At 55.9% G+C, this 21,738-nt stretch carries 18 protein-coding genes and 1 pseudogene; 7 read left to right on the top strand and 12 right to left on the bottom strand.

The annotated features are described in order from the left end of the window. Positions 1 to 127: 127 nt before the first annotated feature. Both AVI_RS29385 and AVI_RS26050 read left to right on the top strand, forming a co-directional pair. Positions 128 to 853 (top strand): TetR/AcrR family transcriptional regulator, encoded by a 726-nt coding sequence (locus AVI_RS29385; RefSeq protein ID WP_015918256.1) that lies wholly within the window; start codon positions 128 to 130, stop codon positions 851 to 853. Positions 854 to 973: 120 nt separating this feature from the next. After that, a pseudogene (locus AVI_RS26050) lies at positions 974 to 1,553 on the top strand (IS6 family transposase). A gap of 82 nt (positions 1,554 to 1,635) precedes the next feature. Here AVI_RS26050 and AVI_RS26045 read toward each other — a convergent pair. The 5 genes from AVI_RS26045 to AVI_RS26025 form a co-directional block, all read right to left on the bottom strand. Beyond that, entirely contained in the window at positions 1,636 to 2,814 is a 1,179-nt protein-coding gene (locus AVI_RS26045) for an alpha-hydroxy acid oxidase (protein ID WP_015918254.1), read from the bottom strand. A 90-nt stretch (positions 2,815 to 2,904) separates the two neighbouring features. Further along, a complete protein-coding gene (locus tag AVI_RS26040) occupies positions 2,905 to 4,413 on the bottom strand; it encodes a tripartite tricarboxylate transporter permease (RefSeq protein ID WP_015918253.1) in 1,509 nt (502 codons plus the stop codon). A gap of 31 nt (positions 4,414 to 4,444) precedes the next feature. Then, entirely contained in the window at positions 4,445 to 4,906 is a 462-nt protein-coding gene (locus tag AVI_RS26035) for a tripartite tricarboxylate transporter TctB family protein (RefSeq protein ID WP_015918252.1), read from the bottom strand. Continuing rightward, positions 4,903 to 5,862, bottom strand: a complete 960-nt coding sequence (locus AVI_RS26030; protein ID WP_015918251.1) for a tripartite tricarboxylate transporter substrate binding protein — start codon at positions 5,860 to 5,862, stop codon at positions 4,903 to 4,905. The genes AVI_RS26035 and AVI_RS26030 overlap by 4 nt, the downstream gene beginning before the upstream one ends. A 51-nt stretch (positions 5,863 to 5,913) precedes the next feature. Continuing rightward, entirely contained in the window at positions 5,914 to 6,609 is a 696-nt protein-coding gene (locus AVI_RS26025; RefSeq protein ID WP_015918250.1) for an IclR family transcriptional regulator, read from the bottom strand. A gap of 131 nt (positions 6,610 to 6,740) precedes the next feature. Between AVI_RS26025 and AVI_RS26020 the strand changes: the two genes are divergently transcribed. The 5 genes from AVI_RS26020 to AVI_RS26000 all read left to right on the top strand — a co-directional run bounded on the left by AVI_RS26020 (position 6,741) and on the right by AVI_RS26000 (position 12,182). Next, complete coding sequence (locus tag AVI_RS26020) at positions 6,741 to 7,763, top strand: hydroxyacid dehydrogenase (RefSeq protein WP_234627039.1); 1,023 nt, start codon at positions 6,741 to 6,743, stop codon at positions 7,761 to 7,763. Between the two features lie 30 nt (positions 7,764 to 7,793). Continuing rightward, positions 7,794 to 8,468 carry an RraA family protein gene (locus AVI_RS26015; RefSeq protein ID WP_015918248.1) on the top strand — a complete coding sequence of 225 codons (675 nt, stop codon included), beginning with the start codon at positions 7,794 to 7,796 and terminating at the stop codon, positions 8,466 to 8,468. A gap of 401 nt (positions 8,469 to 8,869) precedes the next feature. Next, on the top strand, positions 8,870 to 9,976 hold the full coding sequence (locus AVI_RS26010) for a zinc-dependent alcohol dehydrogenase (protein ID WP_139192304.1): 1,107 nt from the start codon (positions 8,870 to 8,872) through the stop codon (positions 9,974 to 9,976). Continuing rightward, a complete protein-coding gene (locus AVI_RS26005; protein WP_139192305.1) occupies positions 9,966 to 11,138 on the top strand; it encodes an MFS transporter in 1,173 nt (390 codons plus the stop codon). Before AVI_RS26010 ends, AVI_RS26005 begins: the two co-directional genes overlap by 11 nt. Before the next feature lie 327 nt (positions 11,139 to 11,465). Beyond that, positions 11,466 to 12,182: an IS6 family transposase gene (locus AVI_RS26000; RefSeq protein ID WP_015918245.1), complete on the top strand. Its 717-nt coding sequence runs from the start codon at positions 11,466 to 11,468 to the stop codon at positions 12,180 to 12,182. Between the two features lie 118 nt (positions 12,183 to 12,300). On the opposite strand, the gene AVI_RS25995 is transcribed toward AVI_RS26000, so the two are convergent. The 7 genes from AVI_RS25995 to traA form a co-directional block, all read right to left on the bottom strand. Next, positions 12,301 to 12,717: a helix-turn-helix domain-containing protein gene (locus AVI_RS25995; RefSeq protein ID WP_015918244.1), complete on the bottom strand. Its 417-nt coding sequence runs from the start codon at positions 12,715 to 12,717 to the stop codon at positions 12,301 to 12,303. A gap of 633 nt (positions 12,718 to 13,350) precedes the next feature. Beyond that, entirely contained in the window at positions 13,351 to 14,214 is an 864-nt protein-coding gene (locus AVI_RS25985; RefSeq protein WP_049777508.1) for a DMT family transporter, read from the bottom strand. A gap of 153 nt (positions 14,215 to 14,367) precedes the next feature. After that, a complete protein-coding gene (locus tag AVI_RS25980) occupies positions 14,368 to 15,219 on the bottom strand; it encodes an AraC family transcriptional regulator (protein WP_015918242.1) in 852 nt (283 codons plus the stop codon). Between the two features lie 764 nt (positions 15,220 to 15,983). Then, the gene (locus tag AVI_RS25975; RefSeq protein ID WP_015918241.1) at positions 15,984 to 16,634 is read right to left on the bottom strand and encodes a TraH family protein; all 651 of its coding nucleotides are present in this window, start codon (positions 16,632 to 16,634) and stop codon (positions 15,984 to 15,986) included. Positions 16,635 to 16,645: 11 nt separating this feature from the next. Further along, the gene (locus tag AVI_RS25970) at positions 16,646 to 17,881 is read right to left on the bottom strand and encodes a conjugal transfer protein TraB (protein WP_080517083.1); all 1,236 of its coding nucleotides are present in this window, start codon (positions 17,879 to 17,881) and stop codon (positions 16,646 to 16,648) included. Next, on the bottom strand, positions 17,802 to 18,332 hold the full coding sequence (traF, locus tag AVI_RS25965; protein WP_041699929.1) for a conjugative transfer signal peptidase TraF: 531 nt from the start codon (positions 18,330 to 18,332) through the stop codon (positions 17,802 to 17,804). Before traF ends, AVI_RS25970 begins: the two co-directional genes overlap by 80 nt. Continuing rightward, positions 18,329 to 21,631 carry a Ti-type conjugative transfer relaxase TraA gene (traA, locus tag AVI_RS25960; RefSeq protein WP_015918238.1) on the bottom strand — a complete coding sequence of 1,101 codons (3,303 nt, stop codon included), beginning with the start codon at positions 21,629 to 21,631 and terminating at the stop codon, positions 18,329 to 18,331. Before traA ends, traF begins: the two co-directional genes overlap by 4 nt. Positions 21,632 to 21,738 lie beyond the last annotated feature (107 nt).

Genomic DNA, 21,738 nt, shown 5'->3' with positions numbered 1-21,738 from the left:
AGCCCGAGTCAAGCAGGCCTTTGCCTTGCATGCGTTGGCTGCGTAAAAAGGGTTGGTGTGTTGTGTGAACGCGCGTAGTAGAGAAAACGGCGAGCGACATCAAAAAACGATCGCCCCAAGAGGGACCATGAAGCATATCGAGGATAACGCGGGCAGCGAGCGAAAACCTTTGGCAGGAGCTGCAAAGTCTGTTCCCGCCGTCGCGGCGGACAAGCCTTATCATCGCAAAAATCTGCGTGAGGATTTGCTTAGATCAGCACTTGAACTGACTGTGGAACGGGACGGCCCAGCCTTCAGCCTCAGGGAGCTTGCCATGCGCGAAAAGGTAAGCCACACCGCTGTCTATCGCCACTTTTCCGATAAGGCGTCTCTCTTCGCCGAACTGTCGAGTGAGGGTTTTCGCCAGTTGGCCCTTTATCAAAATCGCACGATTGAGGCCCCTGACCTGCCTCCATTGGCGAGGCTGGAACAAATGGGGGCAACCTATGTGCGTTTTGCCATGGAAAACGTTGGCTTCTTCCGCGTGATGTTTGATGTAAATCTGGCGGGTGAATGGGAAGAAGCCCGCAAGGGTGAACGGACAGCCTTTGGAAACCTCGTAGGACTGGTGCGCCAATGCCAGTCTGAGGGAGACATCATTGATGCTGACCCACGCGCCATTGCGACCTATCTTGTTCTGTCACCGCATGGACTTGCCCATTTCAACAATATTGGCCATCTGACACATCTGTTGCAAACAAGCATGACGCTTGATCAACTCGCAACACAAGTCTTTCGGCTCACCCTCGCGCCATTCCTCACCAAGCCCTATTCGGAGCAAGATGTACGTGCGCTGGTCAATAGCATCTTTTGAACAACTGCACTGATAGCGGAACCGACCCCTATTGCTGGGCACAGCCAGCGCCGCAACACTGGCCGCAAGCGTCGATGTCCGGTGCCTGCGTTTGCGAAACGACGTGGACCTTCGGTTCAAGTGCGCCATTTTCAGGGTGAGGTTATCCTTTGGGCGGTACGCTGGTACTGTCATTAAGGTTCGCGGACGATGGACTTATCTCTACCGGGCTGTCGACAAACTCGGCAACACGATTGATTTTTATCTTTCCCCGACCCGCAATGCCAAAGCGGCGAAGCGCTTTCTCGACAAAGCCTTAAATGACCTGAAGGATTGGGAGACACCGACCGTCATCAACGCCGACAAGGCACCGACCTACCGTATCGCGCTTTCGCAACTGAAGACTAAAGGCAAATACCCCGCAGAGTTCATGCACCGGCAGGTCAAATATCTGAACACCGTCATTGAGGCTGATCACGGCAAGCTGAAGCAGTTGATCAGATCGGTGAGAGGGTTCAAAACGCTGAAAACCGCCTACGCCACGATCAAGGGTTTTGAGGTCATGCGCGCTGTGCGCAAAGGTCAGGCAGCCATTTTCAACCTGACGGGCGACATTTGTGGAGAAGCAAGGATCGATGAGCGTACTTTCGGTATCGGGCCAAACGCTCTCACGGAAGCCTCGGCACTGCTCGCCCAGAACCGAGAAAGTCAGGCCGCTTGACGAAGTAGGTTAGGGAATTTCGTTTCGATTTGAAATCTTTGCAACAGAGCCCATTTTCCAGTTTTGGCGACGGAACGAAATTTCAGATGCGAGTAAGAATTGATGGAAGCTCAATAATTTCTGTCACACCCAACAGCCCCATATCCCTATGCAATTCATCTGAAAGAATGCTGGTGGCTTTCGCGACACCCGCTTTTGAACCTACCGCCACGGCGTAGACGAACGGCCTGCCTACGAACACAAATTTTGCACCAAGCGCGAGGGCTTTTACCATATCTGTCCCCCGACGAATACCACCATCGATCATGACGACCGTGTCTGATCCTACTCTATCCACTATCGCAGGCAGAGCTTTCATCGGGGCTATAGCGCCATCAAGTTGTCTGCCGCCATGGTTGGACACGATGATACCATCTGCCCCACGCTCTGCGGCCATGGCTGCATCTTCGGGATGAAGTATCCCCTTCACGACCAGGTTCCCCGTCCATCTTTGCCTGATACGGCTGAAATGGCCCCAGCTCAGATGATCCTTCTTGCCGAAGTCTCGCATGACGTTCGACGCAATGATCGGCGCGCCGCGTGTCGCATACGAATTCTCGAAATGGGGGATGCCGTGAGTGAGTATCGTTCGTGCGAAAGTCCCAATCGTCCATGCCGGATGGGTCATTCCCTGCCAGGTAAGACGAAGGCTTGGCCGAAGAGGTGTCGAGAAGCCAGCGCGGATATTGTTTTCGCGATTGGCCAGTACGGCGGTATCCACCGTCAGAACAAGAGTTTTGTAGCCTGCCGAAGCCACGCGATCTATCAATCCATCGATCCGGTCCGGCTCGCCCGGTAGATAGGCTTGAAACCATGATCGAGGTGCAGCTTCGATAATCTCCTCCAACCGTATCAGGGATGAGCCGCTCATGATCATGGCAATCCCGGCATCCTGCGCAGCCTTGGCAAGAACGAGATCGCCGCGATAGGCCATCAGGGCGCTTATACCCATCGGCGCGATCCCAAACGGTGCGCTCCATTCCTCGCCGAACAAGATTGTCTTTGTGGTTCTGGTCGAAACGTTTCTGAGAACCCGTGGCGTGAGGCTTATGTCCCTGAACGCCTCGGCATTCATGCGCAACGAGGCATTGGTCTCGCTTGCCCCGGCAATGTATCCAAAGAGCGGCCCCGGCAAATGACGTTTCGCCAGAACCTCGAAATCATCAAGAGATAGGACATCGCGCAAGCGATGCCCCGCCGAAGCAAAAAGAGCGGAAACCATGATTTTCAGCCTTCACCGATGACCACCGAGGGGGCCTTTTGATTTGCCTCGAAGACAGTGAAAAAGGGCACCTCTCGGCGCCCTTTTATGTCAGTCTTCGCTCGCTTCGAACGCGGCTTTTCTGTTCTTGCGAATGGTGGGAAGGATCAGCGTCAGCAGCATCGCGACCGTGATGACCAGGAGGACGGCGCTGATCGGTCGCTCGAAGAAAACCAGCCAGTCACCCTGCGACAAGAGCATTGCACGGCGCAGGTTTGTTTCCAGAAGCGGGCCCAGAACGAAGCCAAGAAGCAGAGGACCCGGCTCGCATTTTGCCTTCCGCAGGACGTATCCAAGGATACCGAAGAGGATGACCAGTGCCACGTCGAAGCCACGATTGCTGACGCTGTAAACACCCACGCAGCAGAACAGCAAAATAGCCGGATACATCAGGCGGTACGGAATCTGCAGCAGCTTCACCCACAGTCCGATCAGCGGCAGATTGATGACGAGCAGCATGGCGTTGCCGAGCCACATCGATGCGACCAGACCCCAGAACAGTTCCGGCTGGTTCTGGATGACCGATGGGCCGGGGGTGATGCCGTGGATCGTCATCGCGCCCAGCATCATGGCCATGATCGAATTGGAGGGGATACCCAGCGTCAGAAGCGGAATGAACGATGCCTGCGCACCGGCATTGTTCGCAGCCTCCGGTCCGGCAACACCTGCAATCGCACCGTGACCGAATTTCTCCGGCGTCTTCGAAATGCGCTTTTCGACGGAATAGGCGCTGAAGGCGCTCAACGTCGCGCCGCCACCCGGGAGAACGCCGAGGATCGTTCCAACGCCGGTGCCGCGCAGAACTGCGGCCCAGCTGTCCTTGAATTCCTCCCGCGTCGGCCACAGCCGACCGATCTTGCTTTGCAGAACGCCGCGGATTTCCTTGGATTCGAGATTGGTGGCAATTTCCGCGATCCCGAACAGACCGACCGCTATCACGACGAAATCGATGCCATCATAAAGGTCGGTCGAGCCGAACGTCATGCGGGCCGAGCCGCTGTTGACGTCAATGCCAACCATGCCGAGCACGAGACCGAGGCAGACCATGCCGATGGCTTTCACGACAGAACCATGGGCGAGAATGGTGGCCGCGAGCAGACCGAAGATACATAGCGCTACATACTCGGCCGGTCCGAAGGACAGTGCGAAGGCAGACAGCGTCGGTCCGGCAACTGCCAGCGCGATCGTTGCGACCGTGCCCGCGAAGAAGGAGCCAAGCGCTGCAATGGCCAAGGCGGCACCCGCCCTGCCCTTTCGTGCCATTTGGTACCCGTCGATCGCGGTTACCACCGCCGAGGCTTCACCGGGAAGATTGACCAGAATGGCCGTTGTCGAGCCACCATATTGCGCGCCGTAGAAAATGCCGGCCAGCATGATCAAAGCCCCAAGCGGCGGCAGGAAGAACGTCACCGGCAGAAGAATCGCCACGGTTGCGGTCGGGCCGATACCCGGCAAGACGCCGATCAGGGTTCCCAGAAGCGCGCCGATGAAACAAAACATTAAGTTGGTTGGTGTCAGGGCCTCGGAGAATCCGAGCATAAGGACGTCGAGAAAAGCCATCGAAATAATCCGATCAAATCAGGAAAGGTCGTCAGAAGGGCCAAATCGGCATCTGGACGCCAAGTCCGTAAACGAAGAGAAGCGCGCCGAGCGTCGTCAGCACTGCGGTCGAGATGAAAATCTCCTTCCAGCGCGATTCCGGATCGGCAAGGCTTCCCACAACCAGAAGCCAGATGGTTGCAGCGACAAAGCCGAAGCGTTCGGCTGCAAACGCAAATCCTGCGATGGCGGCGACCAGAATAAGCAACGGCTTGGGGTTAACCGCATCCAGTGACTCATGCGGCTTGGAAAGTGCCTTGATAAGGACGATCACGCCGATGAGCGCGATGATGGCGCAGAGGGACTTCGGAAGGAAACCGGGGCCCATCATTGCCGGAGTGCCGTATGTCAGGTCGCGCCCGGCCCAAAGGCCAAGCGCTCCCAGAAATATCAGTACGCCACCCGCAAGAATATCGGGAAAGTCCCGACCGTTTGCTACAGGCTTAACGCTCATTGCTGCACCCAAGGAGTAGTGTCCCAGATCTTCTGGAAGCGAGCGAGACGCGTTGGCATTTCCTTTTCCCAGTCAGGACCGCTGAGATAAGCCAGTGGCAGCGCCATCTGCTTGGCCTGCTTCTGGAACTCAGGGTTATCCAGCGTTGCCTTGACGGCGGCAGCGAAACGGTCGGCGATTTCAGCCGGCACTTCGCGGGGAGCAGCGATGCCGCGCTCGGATGTCATCTCGACATTGAAACCGGATTCGATGGCTGTCGGCACGTCTGGAAGCTCAGGCGAGCGCTCCTTGCCGAAGGTATTGATCATCCGCAGGCCGGACGTATCGTTTCCGCCGAACTCGCTAACGTTGAGACCGCCGCCGGTCACCTGTGCGCCAAGGATCGCGGTGCGGGTTTCGCCAGCACCGTTGAACGGAATATGCGTGATCTTGGTGCCGGCTTCAGCGCCGAGAATGATGATGGCAAGGTGATCATCCGTGCCGATGCCGGATGAGCCGAACGAAACCGCACCGGGCTTTGCCTTCGCTGCTTCGATGAATTGCGCGATGGTTTTGATTTCTGACGCCGCAGGAACGACGATAGCCGCCGGGTCGTCTACGATACGGGCAATCGGCTTGATGGTCTTTGGATCATAGCCGAGCTTTCTCTGCACCTGCATGGACAAGAAACCGGGCGTGTTGATGTAGGAGAAGGTGTAGCCATCCGGCTTGGCCTTTGCCAACGCCGTATAGGCGATTTCGCCCGATGCGCCGGGGCGATTTTCGATGACGATGTCTGCGCCCAGTTCCTTTTCAAGATAGGGCTGCATGGCACGCGCCATGACGTCTGTGCTGCCGCCCGGCGCGAAAGCAACGATCATCTGAATGGGTCGATCCTTCGGCCACTCGGCATGGGCCGAGCCAATCGTTGCAAGCAAACTGCTGGCCGCCAAGATCGCTGTTCTCATCATATTCATCGATATGCTCCTCCCAAGGAACGCTATGCGGGCCCGGCACCCGCTCTGGAACTAGCCGGGGTCTCCTCCAAGCGCAGCGCTGAGCTTGCGCGCGGCAACGCGGAGAATTTCGAGATTTTTCGACACGGCCTCTTCGTTGAAACGCGATGGCGGGCCGGTCAAAGCCAAAGAGCCAAAGAGGGCTTGTCCGTCGCGGTAGACCGGGACGGCGACGCTCGCGACCTGTGGGTCGCGCTCGCCGATGGTGACATGAAACCCCTTCGCGCGAATATCGTCATAGAGCTTTCCGCTGGAACCGGTGAAAGCCAGAATGACACGCCCGGGCGCCCCGCGATCGAGCGGCATCGCATCGCCAACACGCGCCGAGTGGCGGATCGATTGTGTGGAATCGTGCCTATGAAGGCAGACGCGGACAACGCCTTCTTTCACGTAAACCGCAGCGCTCTCGCCGCTCTCATCGCTGATCTGGGCAAGCAAAGGCTCAACGATCGCAGATGACTTGAACGTGGATTGATACAGCCCGCCGAGACGCACGAGCTTCGGCCCTAGCCGCCAGCTGGCATCATCATTGCGAACGAGCATGGAGGATTTCGCAAGCGAGCGCGCGATGCGCAACACCGTGGATTTGTCGAGTTCCGTGCGACGCGCAAGCTCTCCGAGCGTCAACGAATAGTCGACATCGGTAAAAGCTTCCAGCATCGAAACAGCGCGTTCAACAGCTGCGACACCTGAAGAATTGCCTGGCATTGGATCAAACCTCCCTCAAAAAGATGTTGTACTAGGTACAACATCTTTTCATCTAGTACAATAACCGATAATAAGGATTCGTCAACCGTCGCTTACCTGTCAGGCGACGCACCGGAGTTCGGGAGGGTTTAGTGAACAAAATCAATGCAGCGGAAGCTGCTGCAAACCTATCAACGGCGATTGCGAGAGGTCTCAAAGTTCTTGTGACTGGGGCGGAATTGGCACCTGAAGCAACAGAACTTCTTAAACGACATGCAATCGAGATCGTTTATGCGGATGGCTACAGCGGCTCGGAAAATCTCGCTGAGATCGCCAAAACACACGCGGTTGATGCGATCCTCGTCAGACAAGGCCAGATAAACGATCAGGTCATCGCGTCTTCCTCCCGTCTTCGAGTGATCGCAAAACACGGCAGCGGCGTGGACAATATCGATCTCGACGCCGCCACTTCCCACAACATCCCGGTTCTGCGCGCCCTCGCCGCTAACGCACAGTCGGTCGCAGAACTTGCGATCACCCTGTCCGTGACGCTGATGAAAGACATCGGCAGCCTGAGCGACACCGTGAAGGGCGGCGCTTGGCCGAAGACGAAATATGTCGGACGCGACCTCGCGGGCGCCTGCTTCGGCATCATCGGTTTTGGCGAGATCGGGCGCAGGACGGCGAAACTTGCGCAAGGCCTCGGTATGGAAACCATCGCATACGACCCGTTTGCGGAGGACGCAGATGGCACGCGCGTGAGCCGCGACCTGTCGGACATCCTCGCGCAAAGCGATATCGTCAGCCTGCATTGCCCGCTGACACCGCAGACCCATCACCTCATCAATGCCGAGCGGCTGAAGGTGATGAAATCCACGGCCTTCATCGTCAACACGTCGCGCGGCGCCGTCATCGATGAGGCGGCTCTTCTGGATGCACTGAAGGACGGCAGCATCGCAGGTGCGGCACTCGACAGTTTCGAGCAGGAACCACCGGCTGCCGATCACCCGTTCTGGGCGCTGCCAAACCTGATCGCCACCCCTCACGTGGGCGGGGCAAGCCGATCAGCGCTGAGGAACATGGCGCTACAGAGCGCGCAGCACATCGTCGATGTCCTCACCGGCGCGCCCTTTGATCGTCGGGCACTCGCCAACCAGAACCTCGCCCAGAACTAAACCACCAAATTTGAAAACGGAGGAATCGAAATGTTGGGTTTCAGAGTATGCAAGCGTAAGCAAAATGTCTGCGCGGAATGGGTGGAGAAATTCAGAACTCTGCCTGTCGCCAATGTGAGCGATGTCATGTCCCGTATGACAGCGGGCGGCGCGCCGCTGCGCCCGTTCTATACGGGCCCGAGAATGGTGGGCGCCGCCGTGACGGTCAAAGCGCGCCCCGGCGACAACCTGATGGTCCACAAGGCACTCGACATTGCCGAGCCCGGTGACATCGTCGTCGTTGATGCTGGTGGTGACCTCAGCAATGCGATCATCGGCGAATTGATGGTTGCGCATGCAGCGCAGCGCGGTCTCGGCGGCATCGTTATTTTCGGCGCCATCCGCGACAGCGAAGAACTGCTGGCCGGATCATTCCCCGTCTTTGCAGCAGGTGTCACCCACCGCGGCCCCTACAAGGATGGCCCGGGCGAAGTGAACGTGCCTATCGCCATCAACGGCATGGTCATCGAGCCGGGCGACCTCATCTGCGGCGACGCTGATGGCCTTCTGTCGGTCCCGCTGTCCTCGGTCGAGACTGTATTCGAAGCCGCATCGAAGAAGCACGCGGCAGAAATAAAGCAGATGGAAAACATTAAGCTCGGGAAGAACGACCGCGCCTGGGTCGACGCGTCTCTCACGCGGCTCGGCTGTGTTATCGAAGCCTAAGCAACATGAGGCGTGGATTCGTCCACGCCTCGTTCAGCCCGAGTTGTCTCGCCTTGATGGGAACCGAACCAATGACCCCGATAGAAAAATATATTCTAAAACAAAAGCCTGCAGTCTGTTGGTTACGCTAAGGCATTGCCCCTCCATATGTTGGGACCAAACACCTAGTGCATGGTGGATCCTTGAAGAGCTAGACGTCAATTGTGCTCCTCTGGTGGAGGTCGTCCCCCAGCCGAAATCGCCTTGAAGCATAGCCGTTCATCTGAAAATGATATTCAACTACAGCGGGTTATTCGACAGTCTATCAAAAGTTGATTACCTGGGGCTTGAAATCTCCTAGGCTGCACCCATCTCCCCAGATATTGCACTGCACTAGAAGCGATCCAAGAGAGATCGCACACATGATGGACATCCAAGGAAATTTTTTCCCAAAAAGGAGTTCCTCAATGTCAACTACTATGCAAGTCATCGAACTCAACGGCCCTAATCGGCTCTCGATCTCACAGCGCCAAGTGCCAGAGACCCCTGTAGATGGCGTTCTGCTTAAGACATCGGCCGTCTCGATTTGTTCTACTGACATCTCGCATTATCATGGCAATCTCCTTGCCGAGGACTACCCGGTGATCCTTGGCCACGAATATAGCGGTATCGTCGTTGATGTCGGTCCCGAATGCCCGTCCTCCCTCCAAGGACAACGCCTTGCTTATTTCGGCCAAACAGATTTCGGCGGGATGGCAGAATACCGGGCTTTGCGTCCCCTTTTCGCCGGAGATCTGCGATCATCACCTTTCAAGACAGGCCGCTTTTTCAAAGATGATGAACGGGCGGCGGCGATTACGCTTCCAGACGAGATCTCGGACAGTGATGCGCCCCTGATCGAGCCGATTACAGCGGTCTTGAGATCGATCCTTACCCATCCACCCGCCGTTGGAAACCGAGTGTTAGTTCTTGGCGGTGGACCGTGCGGTGCGATCGCCGGCGCTATATTGCAGACCCTCTATGCAACGAAGTCGGTTGCTGTTCTTGAACGCAATCAGGCACGCCAGGAAATTGCGCGAAGCCAGTATGCAAATTTCGTATTCGGTTCTGCAGAAGAGTTACGAGAGTCGGATGACGATGCATTTGATTATGTGTTTGACGCTCTACCGCCTTTGGTCAACATAGAAGCAGACTCATGCCCTCGTCGCGCGGCGATGCGGGCTGCCAAGCCGGGTTCCAAATATGTACTCTATGGTGCGTCCCAGACGCTCCAGCAATTCGATACATGGTTGCTGCTAGCGAAGGGCATTACGCTTGCCTCGGCCGCTTTCGACGTTGACCATTTTCCGATGTACAAGACGGCATTCGTCATGAAGACCGCAAAGGAACTGTTGCTCCGACGGATTATCGATCCGGGCTGGATGATGACGAACCATATGTCCTTTTGGCGTCCGCAGGAGGTCATTCAGTTCTTCGCCGAATATTACACAACTCCTCATCTCAAGACGGTAATTCACTTTGACCAATAATCGTTTACTGCTTGGAGTATCGGCCAGCATATCATTTTTCTTCTGGGGTATGCTGGGCGTCTCTATTGGCGCACTTCTCCCTAATGCCATGGAGACCTTTTCGCTATCGCCCTTCATGGCGGGCATGGTCTTCGTAATCTGGTCGATCGGATTCAGCGTCGGGTCCTTCGCCGCTGAACGCCTCCTCAGAGCCTACGGTACGATCATTGTTCTGACGCTCCTTTCAGCTCTGACCGCCGTCTTCTCGTTGCTACAGTTTACAGCCACAGTGCCAAGTCTTTTTTATGCAATTTATCTTGCACTGGGTCTGTGTGGCGGCGCGATCTTTACGGCGTCTCATACACTGTTTGGTGAACTCTTTGTCGATCGTCGGTCATCGGCGCTGGCGGTCCTCGACGTTGTTTTCAGTGTTGGCAACATGGCTGCACCGCTCTTAATCGTGGCGGTTCTTTCTTGGAAAATAAGTTGGCAGAGCTTCTATTTGCTCCTCACCTTTGGCTTCACGTTGATAACCGGGTTATTCGCTCTTCAACTCCTTGGTCGAAATGCAGAAGTGTTCCATGAACGTGCTGATAGTACCATGGATGCTCGCACCGGTCTCAACATCTTACCTCTCGCCAGTCTCGTTTCGCTCGCCATCGCTAGTTTTGCCCTCGGCGCGACCGAGTGGACACAAAATGTTTGGTTCGTAAGCTACGCGCTGGAAGAAGGATTGCCGCAGGACCTGGCACGGTTCGGCTTGTCGGCCTTTACCGCTGGCATGATCGCCTCCAGAGTCTTCGTCATCTGGTTCGATGGCGCTGTGCGATCCGTAGCCATTCAAAGAACGATGCTTTTGCTTGCCCTTGTCGGAGAAACGATTGTCATTATAGCAGCCACTGCGCCCTTGATGTTGCTTGGAAATGTTATCCTCGGCGCCGGCATCGGGGGTCTTTTTCCAATCTTCCTGGGGCGCGCTATGGATCATAATCCTTCATCCAGTGCTGCTCTGTCTATGCTGATGGTTGTCTCTCTGACTCTCGGGGGGCAGGTCGCGTCTTTTGCTCTGGGCGCTTTGTCCGATCGGTTCGGGGTAACGACCGCCTTTTCTGCGACCGTACCTATCATCTTAATTATGGCGATCACTTTCGAGGCCTACAGGCGCAGCGTGGCCAAGGCGTAGTTGGAATTGTTTACCAAAATCACCAAGAGTTGTCGGTTGGCAGTGAACCCTGAGGATGCGGGTGCTTCTAGCCGGTTTGGTATTTAACGTGAGAACCTGCCCGGGAAAATTCTCAGATTAACTGCCGTCGCGATGATGCAGTTGATCGGCAGGAGCCGCTTATGATGTCTGCGATGGCACTCCTGAAGCGCGCTTTATTCTCACCCATCATTTGGCCACATAGCATCTCGGGGCTGGAACAAGGTCTGTCCTCACAAACACGCTAAGGCCGAACGCAGGCATCGTAACGTTAACCCCGCGGCGATTGGCGTGTGCGATTTTTGCGACATGACCCAAACCGTTCGTGATCCCCTTTATCGCCGCCACCGGTTCCCAGCTGAAGTGATTGCTCATGTCGTCTGGCTTTATCTTCGTTTCCCGCTCAGCTTGCGGATGGTCGAAGACTTACTGGCGGCGCGCGGGATTATTGTCTCGCACCAGACAGTCCGCCTTTGGGCCGAGAAATTCGGTCGCCGCTTTGCCAATGAAATCCGGCGGCGTTCAGCCGGAAAGCTTGGCGACAAATGGTATCTCGATGAAGTCGTCATCTCCATAGGCGGCAAGAAGCACTGGCTGTGGCGAGCCGTCGATCAGGATGGCTTCGTTCTCGATGTGCTGGTGCAGAGCCGCCCTAATACCAAGGCCGCCAAACGTCTGATACGAAAGCTTCTGAAAGGACAGGGTCAAGCACCGAGAGTGATGATGATCGACAAACTCGGATCCTACGGCGCGGCCAAACGCGACATCATGCCCGGCGTCGAACACCGTTCACACAAGGGATTGAATAACCGGGCGGAGAATTCACATCAACCGACACGACGGCGAGAGCGCATCATGAAGGGCTTCAAATCAGCTCGACATCTCCAGCGTTTCGTCTCCATCCATGACCCGGTCGCAAATCTCTTCCACATTCCACGCCACGATATCCTGTCCCACCATCACCGTGAACTGAGAACCGCAGCCATGCAAATGTGGAGTGAATTCGCGCGCCTGCAGGCTGCGTGAGAGGAAGCGGCGAGTGCCAGCTTTGGCCGTAGTTCTTTAACTTTACGGTGCCCTTTCGGATGCAGCCGAGCAAGCCATCAGCGTATTCGCGGCAATCATCTGGGCACGCATTCCGGTCTCACTCTGCATGCTCTTTTGCCAGCGTCTTCACCAGTCCGATGACCTTTCGCCTGACATTGGCATCCTGGATTTTTGTGAAAGCAAGATTGAGGGCCAACCCCTCCTCTGAACGAATAAACCGCGTGATTTCCTTGCCGATGCCGGCCTCGGGCAATTGCGAAGGGGAAGAACTCTGAGGGCCATCCTCGAAAAAGAACGCGACAGGGACACTGAGAATTCTGGCGACGGCCTGAAGCCGGCTTGAGCCAATCCGATTTGTGCCAGTTTCGTATTTCTGGACCTGTTGAAAGGTTACACCGACCCCTTCGGCGAGCGCCTTCTGACTCATTCCCTTGAGCACACGCTGTAAACGGATACGGCAGCCGACATGAACATCTATTACATCCGATGCCTTAATATGTACTTTATAGGACATATAATCTCCAATAGGATTGCGCAGGTAAAACGTTGCCACGGCTTAGGAAAGTGACGTTAGTGCCTTCCTCCGTTGTTAATTTGTCCGCGGTTATGCAACGCGAAAAATCAATCATTTTGTGTAGTCTTAGGCTGTCAATCAGCGCGCAAAATAGTAACTCTTTGACTTTGGCTTTAAGAAAAGAACAGTTTTTAAAAACAATATTTCATTGCTTGTCTTCATATTCTCGCTGTGATGGGTGAACCGATAAAACTTGTGCGGTTGTCATTTAAGCGTCGCATAATACCAAGTCTCTGACATGCTGACGCATCCTCGACTTGAGAAATTGAAAATATCTCAAATGCATCAGAGGCTTGAGATATTTTCAAAGGGAATACGAAGAGTCACTTTCAATGACTCTTCGTATAAGGCGGAGGAAGCAGCAGAACTCATTGACCATGACGAAATTGACTCGGCTGAAATAATTCGCTGTCCGGCCCTGTTGCGCCTATCCGTCTCCGTGACGTCAAAGATAGGCGGTAACGCGCCCTATTGCCGATGAGCGTAGGGTTAGTCGCGGCTGCCCTATAGCTTTTCTCTGTTCTCGTACCGTAAACAAGAACGACATTGCGCTAATTATGAAAATAACGAAATTCATGATCTTTTCCTGTTTTCGGAGAGAATTCCGGCAAAGGACCCTGCGAGGATGAGGGCAGCACCCGATACGCTTGTCGCGCTGATCGGTTCGGCGAGCAAAAGATGTGCGAGGAGGAAGCCAAAAAAGGGCTCAGTCCCCATCAGAAATCCAACACGCGTTGGCGTTGTTCTCCTGACCGCAGCATTCTGTATGTAGAATGCCGCGATGGTGCAAAAGAGCGAAAGGAATGCGACTGCAAACCAAAATTGGGGATCGGCATCAACCGCAATGCTGCCGACACCAAATTGAGCGATCACGACAACCAAGGTCAGCGTTGTGACCGAAAAACCCTGGATTGCAGTGAGTGCCGCAGAGGAAATCTGGCGACCGAACATAAGCCGCTTTGTCGAGACAACCATAATGGCTCGTAATACTGCTGCACCCAAAACGAGCAAGTCACCTGCACCGAAGGCGTTTATACCACCGGTCAAGATACCGACGCCAACGCAGCAAACGATGGCACTCGCAATAACGGCAGGCGGCGGAAGTTTCCGTGACAACCCGTAGTCCAGAATTGGTGTAAAGATCACACAAAGGGAGATGATTAGCGCCGTATTCGTCGCACTCGTCAAAGCGACCCCATAGGTTTCTGCAAGGAAAATTGAAAACAGGATCGACCCAAGTAAAAATCCCCGTAGAATATCTCCCCGCGACATAGCCACAATCTCGCGACGCGCTACGATCATCATGATAATCGTCGTGATCAGGAAGCGATAAAGAATAAGGATCAAGACTGGAGCGTATAGTAGCGCTCCCTTTGCAACGGGATAGCTAGTCCCCCACACGACAGCGACCCCGAGGACTGCCAAGTCTGCCCACATGGAGACAGCAACAGGTCTTCTCGATAATGAGGCATTTCTAAACCCAACCACGATAGGGATTTCCTTTTTGACTGCATTTCCCGCAAGATGAGCGGGTTTTACGCAACCAAGCTAAGAGAGCCGGTCATGAATCGGATAGAATGAAAACGCGGGTTAATATTTTTTTTGGCAATCCAGAGCGTAGGCACCAGGTGTCATTCCGACCACCCCAACGAAGTGGCGCGTCATGTGGCTTTGGTCAGCAAATCCAGCTCGTGCGGCCGCCTCGGTTGCCGAAAAACCATCACGTAGCATAGTTTTGACGGCCTTCACTTTTTGAATAACGTGATAAGCGTGCGGGGGTAATCCGGTACACCGCTTGAATGCTTCAATGGTTTGCCGCCGCCTCAAACCAGCGACATCACAAAGTTCGTCCAGCGTGACATCATCTTCGATGCGATTGTGCAAGAACTCAACGGCATCTGCAATGCGACCGGACGGCTGCTTTGCGTCTTTTGCCTTCACGAAATCTGGCGACAAGGCACCAATTGTGACGCGCATAATCGAATCAAGCGCAACATCACGTGCCAATGCCAAGGGTGAGCTATGCAAGACTTCATGAAACTGCGCGAAGGAATGGGCGAGATCCGGCCGATCATGAAACGTTTGTTTGAAATCAGGTAGCAAAAACTTGTCTCCACCTGCAATGTCGCTAATGAATTTTCCAATTTCATTTTCACTGATGTAAATCATCCGCTGCTTCCAGCCCTCGGCAATTGCCGCATTGCCATAGTGGACATCACCTGGATGCATGGTGACCACAGTGCCTGACGGCATGTTATGATGAATGCCACGACACCAAACAGAATGAACACCTCCCTCAATGATCCCTATGACATATTCATCATGTGCATGCGGTTTAAAGGATTGCTGGATATATCGCGCCGTCATCGTTTCCAGACCAGCCTTTGCGAACGGGCGACGGATCGATACCCAGTCACGTGATCTTTCTTCCTGTGCGTTCAATCTTCGCTCCCCAATCGTTTCGGCCAATAGCCACACGCCAGCCTCGGGCGATCTGTTTCTGACACCCCTTTATTCACGATAGAAGAAAAACACTAAAACGAAAGATTGAACGAAAGTGCAGTCCAATGGCCAATAATTATTGCGATATAAAATATAAATATTTGAATTTATTTATATAATAGACAAGATTATTCCTATCATTAGCATAGTTTATATGGATGCATAAAAATCGAAAGAAACGTTCCAATGAGCATCGTATATATGAGCACGTAGGTGGACCAGATTTCGACTTTTTTCGAAAGGATTTTATCTCTAAATCGCGAAATTTCATGGCATTCTACCGTTCCGAAGCCTTGTAATATCTGATTGATAAACGCAATATTGGGGCATCCCGCAAGACCTGAAATGGCCGCATGGCCAGAAGTATGAAAGGCGCAACAAGACGAGTGCAACTGAATACGCTTCGTTACGGGAAAGCCACTAGGCCAACGGCATAGTCGCGTCGCCTTAACTTGAGCCGGACACAGGATTGGTCGTGTTCCAGCCTGGTCTTTCTCACAAACCCCAACGTAATTTCGCGCGCCGCTTTGATGGTGGCGTTTTGCAACTTGCGATGTTCAGCAGCGCTCTTCCGGTCACCCTTCAGTATGAAGTCGCATCAGCATAGCCCTTATTGTCAAGGATGAAGAGGTATCTATCCTTGGCATTTTCGCTCGCTGGGGAGACGTTACCGAGAACATTTTGGAAGATCGGCGCCGTCAAGCCTAATTGGGATCGCCTGCTAAGCCGTTGTATTGCGAACGAGCACCAATACCTGAAAGGTCAATCCGAATGCCTGCGCTGTTTGGGTCGTCTGTATCATTGCCAGCCGGTGCTGTCGTATGGTTGATTTCATTCTCATCCTCTCTACGGGTGGAACCTTTTCCGTCTTGCTCGAACTCATCAATCTTCCCGTCCACGGGATCCTCTGCCCGAAACACCGCCACCCCCTCGAAATACCCCGTCTGCCAAGCAATGATGGCATCATCGAGTACCTGTGGCAGCACATCTTTGTTGGTTGGATTGCCATACCATTTGGTGACGATCCGGTAGACCTTGGCAAACAGCGCCGTGCCCATGCGGATGTTCGTACATGCATCGACGAGGTCGGGCTTCAGTTGCCCGGCCTCCAGGATGCCGAGGCCAGCGGGATATTGAGTTATCCCAACGCGCACGGTGTTTCGACCGAGGTTGTTACGGATCAGCGTCAGGGCATCATCCGGTGTCGCTGGCTTAGGTACCAGAATGACTCGGCTCCCAGAGCGAACCTTAATAAAGAGTGGATCCTGGGACCCTGCCCGTTCGATGAACTGCTCGACGATTGCGGGTTTTAGAGCAGGATCGGCGCATTGCTGGATAAGGGCAGCATCGACCATCGGGAAATATCCTATGTGTTGAACGCCACGATGACGGGCACGCCGAACAGCCTGCCCCAGGCAGTCACGCTTGCCTTCTGGATGGCAACGATCGAGGTGCCGACAGTCCACCATCCATTGCCCGTGGCGACAATGACGGCGGGGGAGAGGATCATCGATTGCAGGACCGGCCAAAGGATAAGCTGCTCATAGCAGATCAAAGGCGCGATCTTCTGGCCGTCGATATCGACGGTCGGATTTCGTAAAAGGTCAGCGCGTGCACCTCCACCCTGCCCTGTCCAATCGAGCCACGGCTGCCACATGGAGACCGGGACCGGCATCCGCTCTCGATAGAGAACACGGGCGTCGCTGGCAGAGATAGCCACCATGACGTTGTCATAACCGGCCGCATCGATGACCGCTGCACCGGCGATCACGGTGACGCTGGATCCCTGCAAGCCATCCTGCCAGAGACGCGCCACGGTCGGCGTCCAAAAGCCGAGCGCACTCTCCGGCAAAACGACGAAACGAGCCTTCCCGTCCTCCATCGCACGCGCGGTTGCGATCAGACCGCGTTGATAGGTGAGCGAGCTGTCACGACCGAGCCTCTGCCCGAGCGCGAGATCAACCCCTTTCCATCTGTCGGGTGCCTTGGGCTGCGTCCAGTTCGTGGCGGACCAGGCGTGTAGTCCCACCAGGGCCGCAACCGCGATTTTCCACCTTCGACCGGTCATGACGACCAACAGGATCGCGGCAGCACCGAGACCAAACCATCCCCATCCTGGAAACAGGATGCCGGCCGCGGTCAATGGATGCGCCCAGCCAATGATCCCAAATGGCGGCAGAGCCATCTGCACCATGGCCACCACATAACGTACCGCCCGTAACCTTTCCGTTTGCCTTGCCCAGAGGACGGCATGCACGACAACGAAAGCAAGCGAGGCAACCGCCCAAAGTAGCAGGCCGGGCCAAAGATCAGCGGCGTAGAAATTGGCGACGCCCTGGGGCAAGCCGCGGGAAGCGGCGAGGAAGTAACCAGCTGAGACGGCAGCAGCGACCAAACGTGACGGCGATTGCGCCCAGAGTAGCGGGAACAGCATCACGACCGGCAAGGTCATGATGTTTCCACTCCAGCCGACCGTCCCAGCCACGATCGACAGCCCGACCAGGACCGGTCCGCGCCAGCTTTCAGGGATCAAACGTGAGGATCGGCTTGGCAAGCCCGAGGAGCCCGCTATCGGGGATCGGTCCAAAATATCGTGAGTCATAGGAGCTCTCAAAGGATGAGTGGAGAAACAGGTATCCTCGCGGCACAACACCACCGGAATACGGGACGATCACCCGCCGTTGCCCATCACTTTTTCGGAGGCGGGATGCGCCCAGCGGCACGCCATCGACTTCGATCGTTTCGCCAATGGCGACGTGCTGGCCAGGGAGTGCTGCAACAGTTTTGATGAGCGGTGCAAAGCCGCTGGCACACAGTCCGCGCCGGAGATAGCCGCGCTGCCATGCCTCTTCGAATGTGGCTGTAGCCGGCGGGCAGACGAACACGAGATCTCCGACATCGACGTCGCGGAAAAGCGCATCGATACGCCACAGCCCGAGTGGCTCGCTTGGCGTCAGGTTCAGTCGATAGCCGCCAATCCACCCGGTCGCGACAAGACTGGAGATGACCACGCCGACACCCGCCAGAGACAAGAGTAGCTGCCGCCGCGTTATTGCTTGAGCACCGAGGTCTGGCTCTGGGTGAGACGCAATTCCCCCGACTGCTTCAATGACTGCACGGTGCGTTCGTGGGCAGCAAGCCGTTGGGCTGTGCGCATGACCGGCCAAGCTTCCTTCAGGCGTTCTTTCTGCTCCGGCTGCATTCCTTCAGAGAGTGTGTCGAACAGCTTTCCGGAGGGTTCCCGCGCGGCATTGGTGAGCAGCGTGCGTTCCCCAAACCGCTGGGCGAGGGCCTGGTTGAACCCGTCGATCTCAGTCTTGGTTTCACGATTGCTGAGCGCATACGCCATGGCCGCTGGCAGGTCGTTACGGTCAATCGCATCGCGCACGCGCTCCAGCACCACATGTGCCGTCGGCGACAACGCTGGAATGTCGATCGATATGCGCTGGCGCAATACCTGCTCGTCAGCCCGCAGCCGCTGCACGGCAGTCTCGCGCATCCTCAGATAATGCTCAAGATCGCGCTTCAGCACGGGGACGTTCAGTTCTGCGACGCGACGGTCCTCGCGGTCGGCCTTACTGGCGAGAATACCGGTCTTACCCTTCAATGGTCCGATGAATGCCGGCTCCGCTTCAAGCGTTTGAAGCACTTGGCGGGCGCTATCTTTATCTGCCAGCACTGCATCGAAGTTCATCGCCCGGAAGGCAGTCTCGGGATCGGCATAGACGTAAACAAAGCGGGTCGAGACCTCTTCCCATTGTTTTTTGAGGGCTGGATCAGTGTCGAGCTTTTGCTCCACCGTATCGGCGACGGAACCGGAAAATGTCTTGATGCCTGCGATCATAGGTGCTGTCTCCTTCATCGCTTGGGTTTTCAGGGATTGTTGGAGGCCAAAGCGCTCACCGATTGCACGAAGCCTCTGAGCAAGATCGGCAAGTCTGTTTTTTTGGCGCAGTGTCCAGTCGAGTTGGTCGCGCAGCAGCGTACGCGCCACCTGGACGATGTTGAGACCACGGTTTTCTGCATACCGCAGTGCCTCGCGGTAGAGGTTTCCGCGCTCGTAATCGAGCGTGGTTTCCTTGGCGTTTCTGCGGGAAAGGACTTTCGATAGACCGCCATTGAAGGCAAAGGACCGCTTCCCGTAATAAAGCTGCAGATCCTCGCGGTGGCGGGTCATCGCCACATAGGTCAGATGCCGATCGAGCGACAGCGAAGCCAGCACCTTCACCCGGTCGACGGTCGCTCCCTGGCTTTTGTGGATCGTTGTCGCGTAGCCATGATCGAGATTGCTGTAGAAGCGCTGTTCGACCGTCACCTGGCGGCGCTGATCGCCTTCCCCCACGACAGCGACGATCCGGTTCGGCGCCGCTTCGATGACATGACCGATCATGCCATTCTTGACGCCGAGCGATCCTTCGTTCTTCAGAAAGACGATCTGATCACCTACGTCAAATTGGCGGATGCCGTCGGCAGTTCTAAAGGCATGGCCTTCGCCGATGATGCCGCTTTCGACCAGCTTGTCACGCGCCATGCCGTTTAACATGCCCACGTCACGGCGCAGGTGAGCGAGGATTAATGTGGACTTCGCAGGGTCATAATCACGGTACCAGTCCGCGATGAGGTGTTCGACAGCCTGAGCCTTCAGCTCGGAACCAAGCACCCTGCCCTCAGAGCGATAGGCGGCGAGCGCATCTCCGACGCGGCCCCGCGCCAGATCAAGCGAGGCTTTGCGCATCCAGTCCTCGCGCTGGCGATAGATCGAATCCAGTTCGGCATATCCGATGCGATCAACAATGGCACGGAAGGCAGCCCCCGCCTCGATCGGCTGAAGCTGCTCGGGATCACCGACCAGCGCGATCTTTGCCCCTGCCTTGACCACGGCATCGACAAAGCCCGCCATCTGTTTGGAGGCGACCATTCCGGCCTCGTCCATGACGAAGATGGTCCTGTCATCGAGCATGTCGCGGCCACGGCCCCAGCGCAATTCCCAGGACGCGAGCGTGCGGCTCTGAATGCCAGCTTCCTTCTCCAAGCCTTCGGCCGCTTTGCCCGCAAGCGCGCCGCCGACAACGCGATAGCCGGCCAGTTCCCATGCCTCACGCGCCGCCTTCATCATCGTGGTCTTGCCCGCGCCCGCACGGCCTACGACAGCCGCGATGCGAGCCGGGCCAGCGATACGTTCGATTGCAATCCGTTGCTCATCCGACAGTCGCACATGCCGCCGGAATGTCTCATCCAGTATGGTTGGGGAAACCGCACGTCCCTCCCGGTTTGACAGCCATATCGCCTGCGTCGCCATTCTCGCTTCCAGCCGGATCATCGCCCGTGTTGAGTAACGGGCCGGCACCTTGTCGCCGGTTGCAAAATCGATCGTGTCGCGCTGCAAGCGCAGAACATCAGGGCTCTGGATGATGCGCGCCATCAACTGCTGAAACATGCCGGGATCATCGATGTAACGATGCAGCACCTTGGAGATATCACCCTCGTCAAAGACGCTTTTCTCGTGGGTGATCAGGTCGAGCACGATCTCCGGGCGTCGCAGAATTCGACGGGTGTTCTCGCTTCGCCGCTTCTCATTCAGCTCAATCCGCTCGAGCCCCGGACGCACGCCTTGGCTTTCCGCCTTGCGCTCGATCGCCTTGGCGCCGACGCCGAGATGGATGGTCGGCTCCAGGTCTATGCCCTGCTTCTCGTAGGAGCGGCCATCGACACGGAGATCGATACCACTGAGCGCCAGGTGATGGTTCTGGCGTTCGAACCATCCATCGCGCAGCTTGTTGAAATCTTCGGTCGAACCGGCCCAGAGTTCGTAGACGATCTTACCAGATTTCGTGCGGACAGGCTGGCCATCCTCACCAATGACTGCAACCTTCTTTGCCCCAAACCCATCTTCGGAGAGCGGCCGCAATGTCGTCATCAGGTGGATGTGCGGATTTCCAGGATTGTCATGATAGACCCAGTCGGCAACCATGCCCTTGGCGAGAATGTGCTTTTCCACGAAGTCCCGTACCAGTGCGATGTTCTGCTCGGCCGTCAGCTCCAGCGGAAGTGCGATTGTCAGGTCTCGCGCGAGCTGGGCATCGGAGCGCTTCTCGAAGGCCTCGACCTTGTTCCAGAAGGCTTCGACCGCTCCCGATACAGAGCGATCGGCGATAAGGGAGCGGACCCAATTCGGGGCATCGGCTGGCAGAACAAATTCCTGATGCAGCAGGCCCTGTTTGCGTGTGTAATCGATCGTGCGCGCCTCTCGCTCATATTCCATTTTCGCGCAATGCCGGTAGGCCGCAGACAGCACGGCACTGCGGCCGTCGCCGCGGCTGATGATGCTGGCTGAGAAATGGGCGATGGCCACCGCGTAAACACTCCCGGTTCGAATCTCGTTCGTCGGGGGCGACGACCCCACGACGGCCCCGCCAGGGCGGAAAGCAACCACGTCGCATCAGCGACGTATAATTGCGC

Source organism: Allorhizobium ampelinum S4, assembly GCF_000016285.1.
Classification (GTDB): Bacteria; Pseudomonadota; Alphaproteobacteria; order Rhizobiales; family Rhizobiaceae; genus Allorhizobium; species Allorhizobium ampelinum.
The sequence above is the reverse complement of the archived record's forward strand: the minus strand, read 5'-3'. Positions and strand labels throughout refer to the sequence as shown.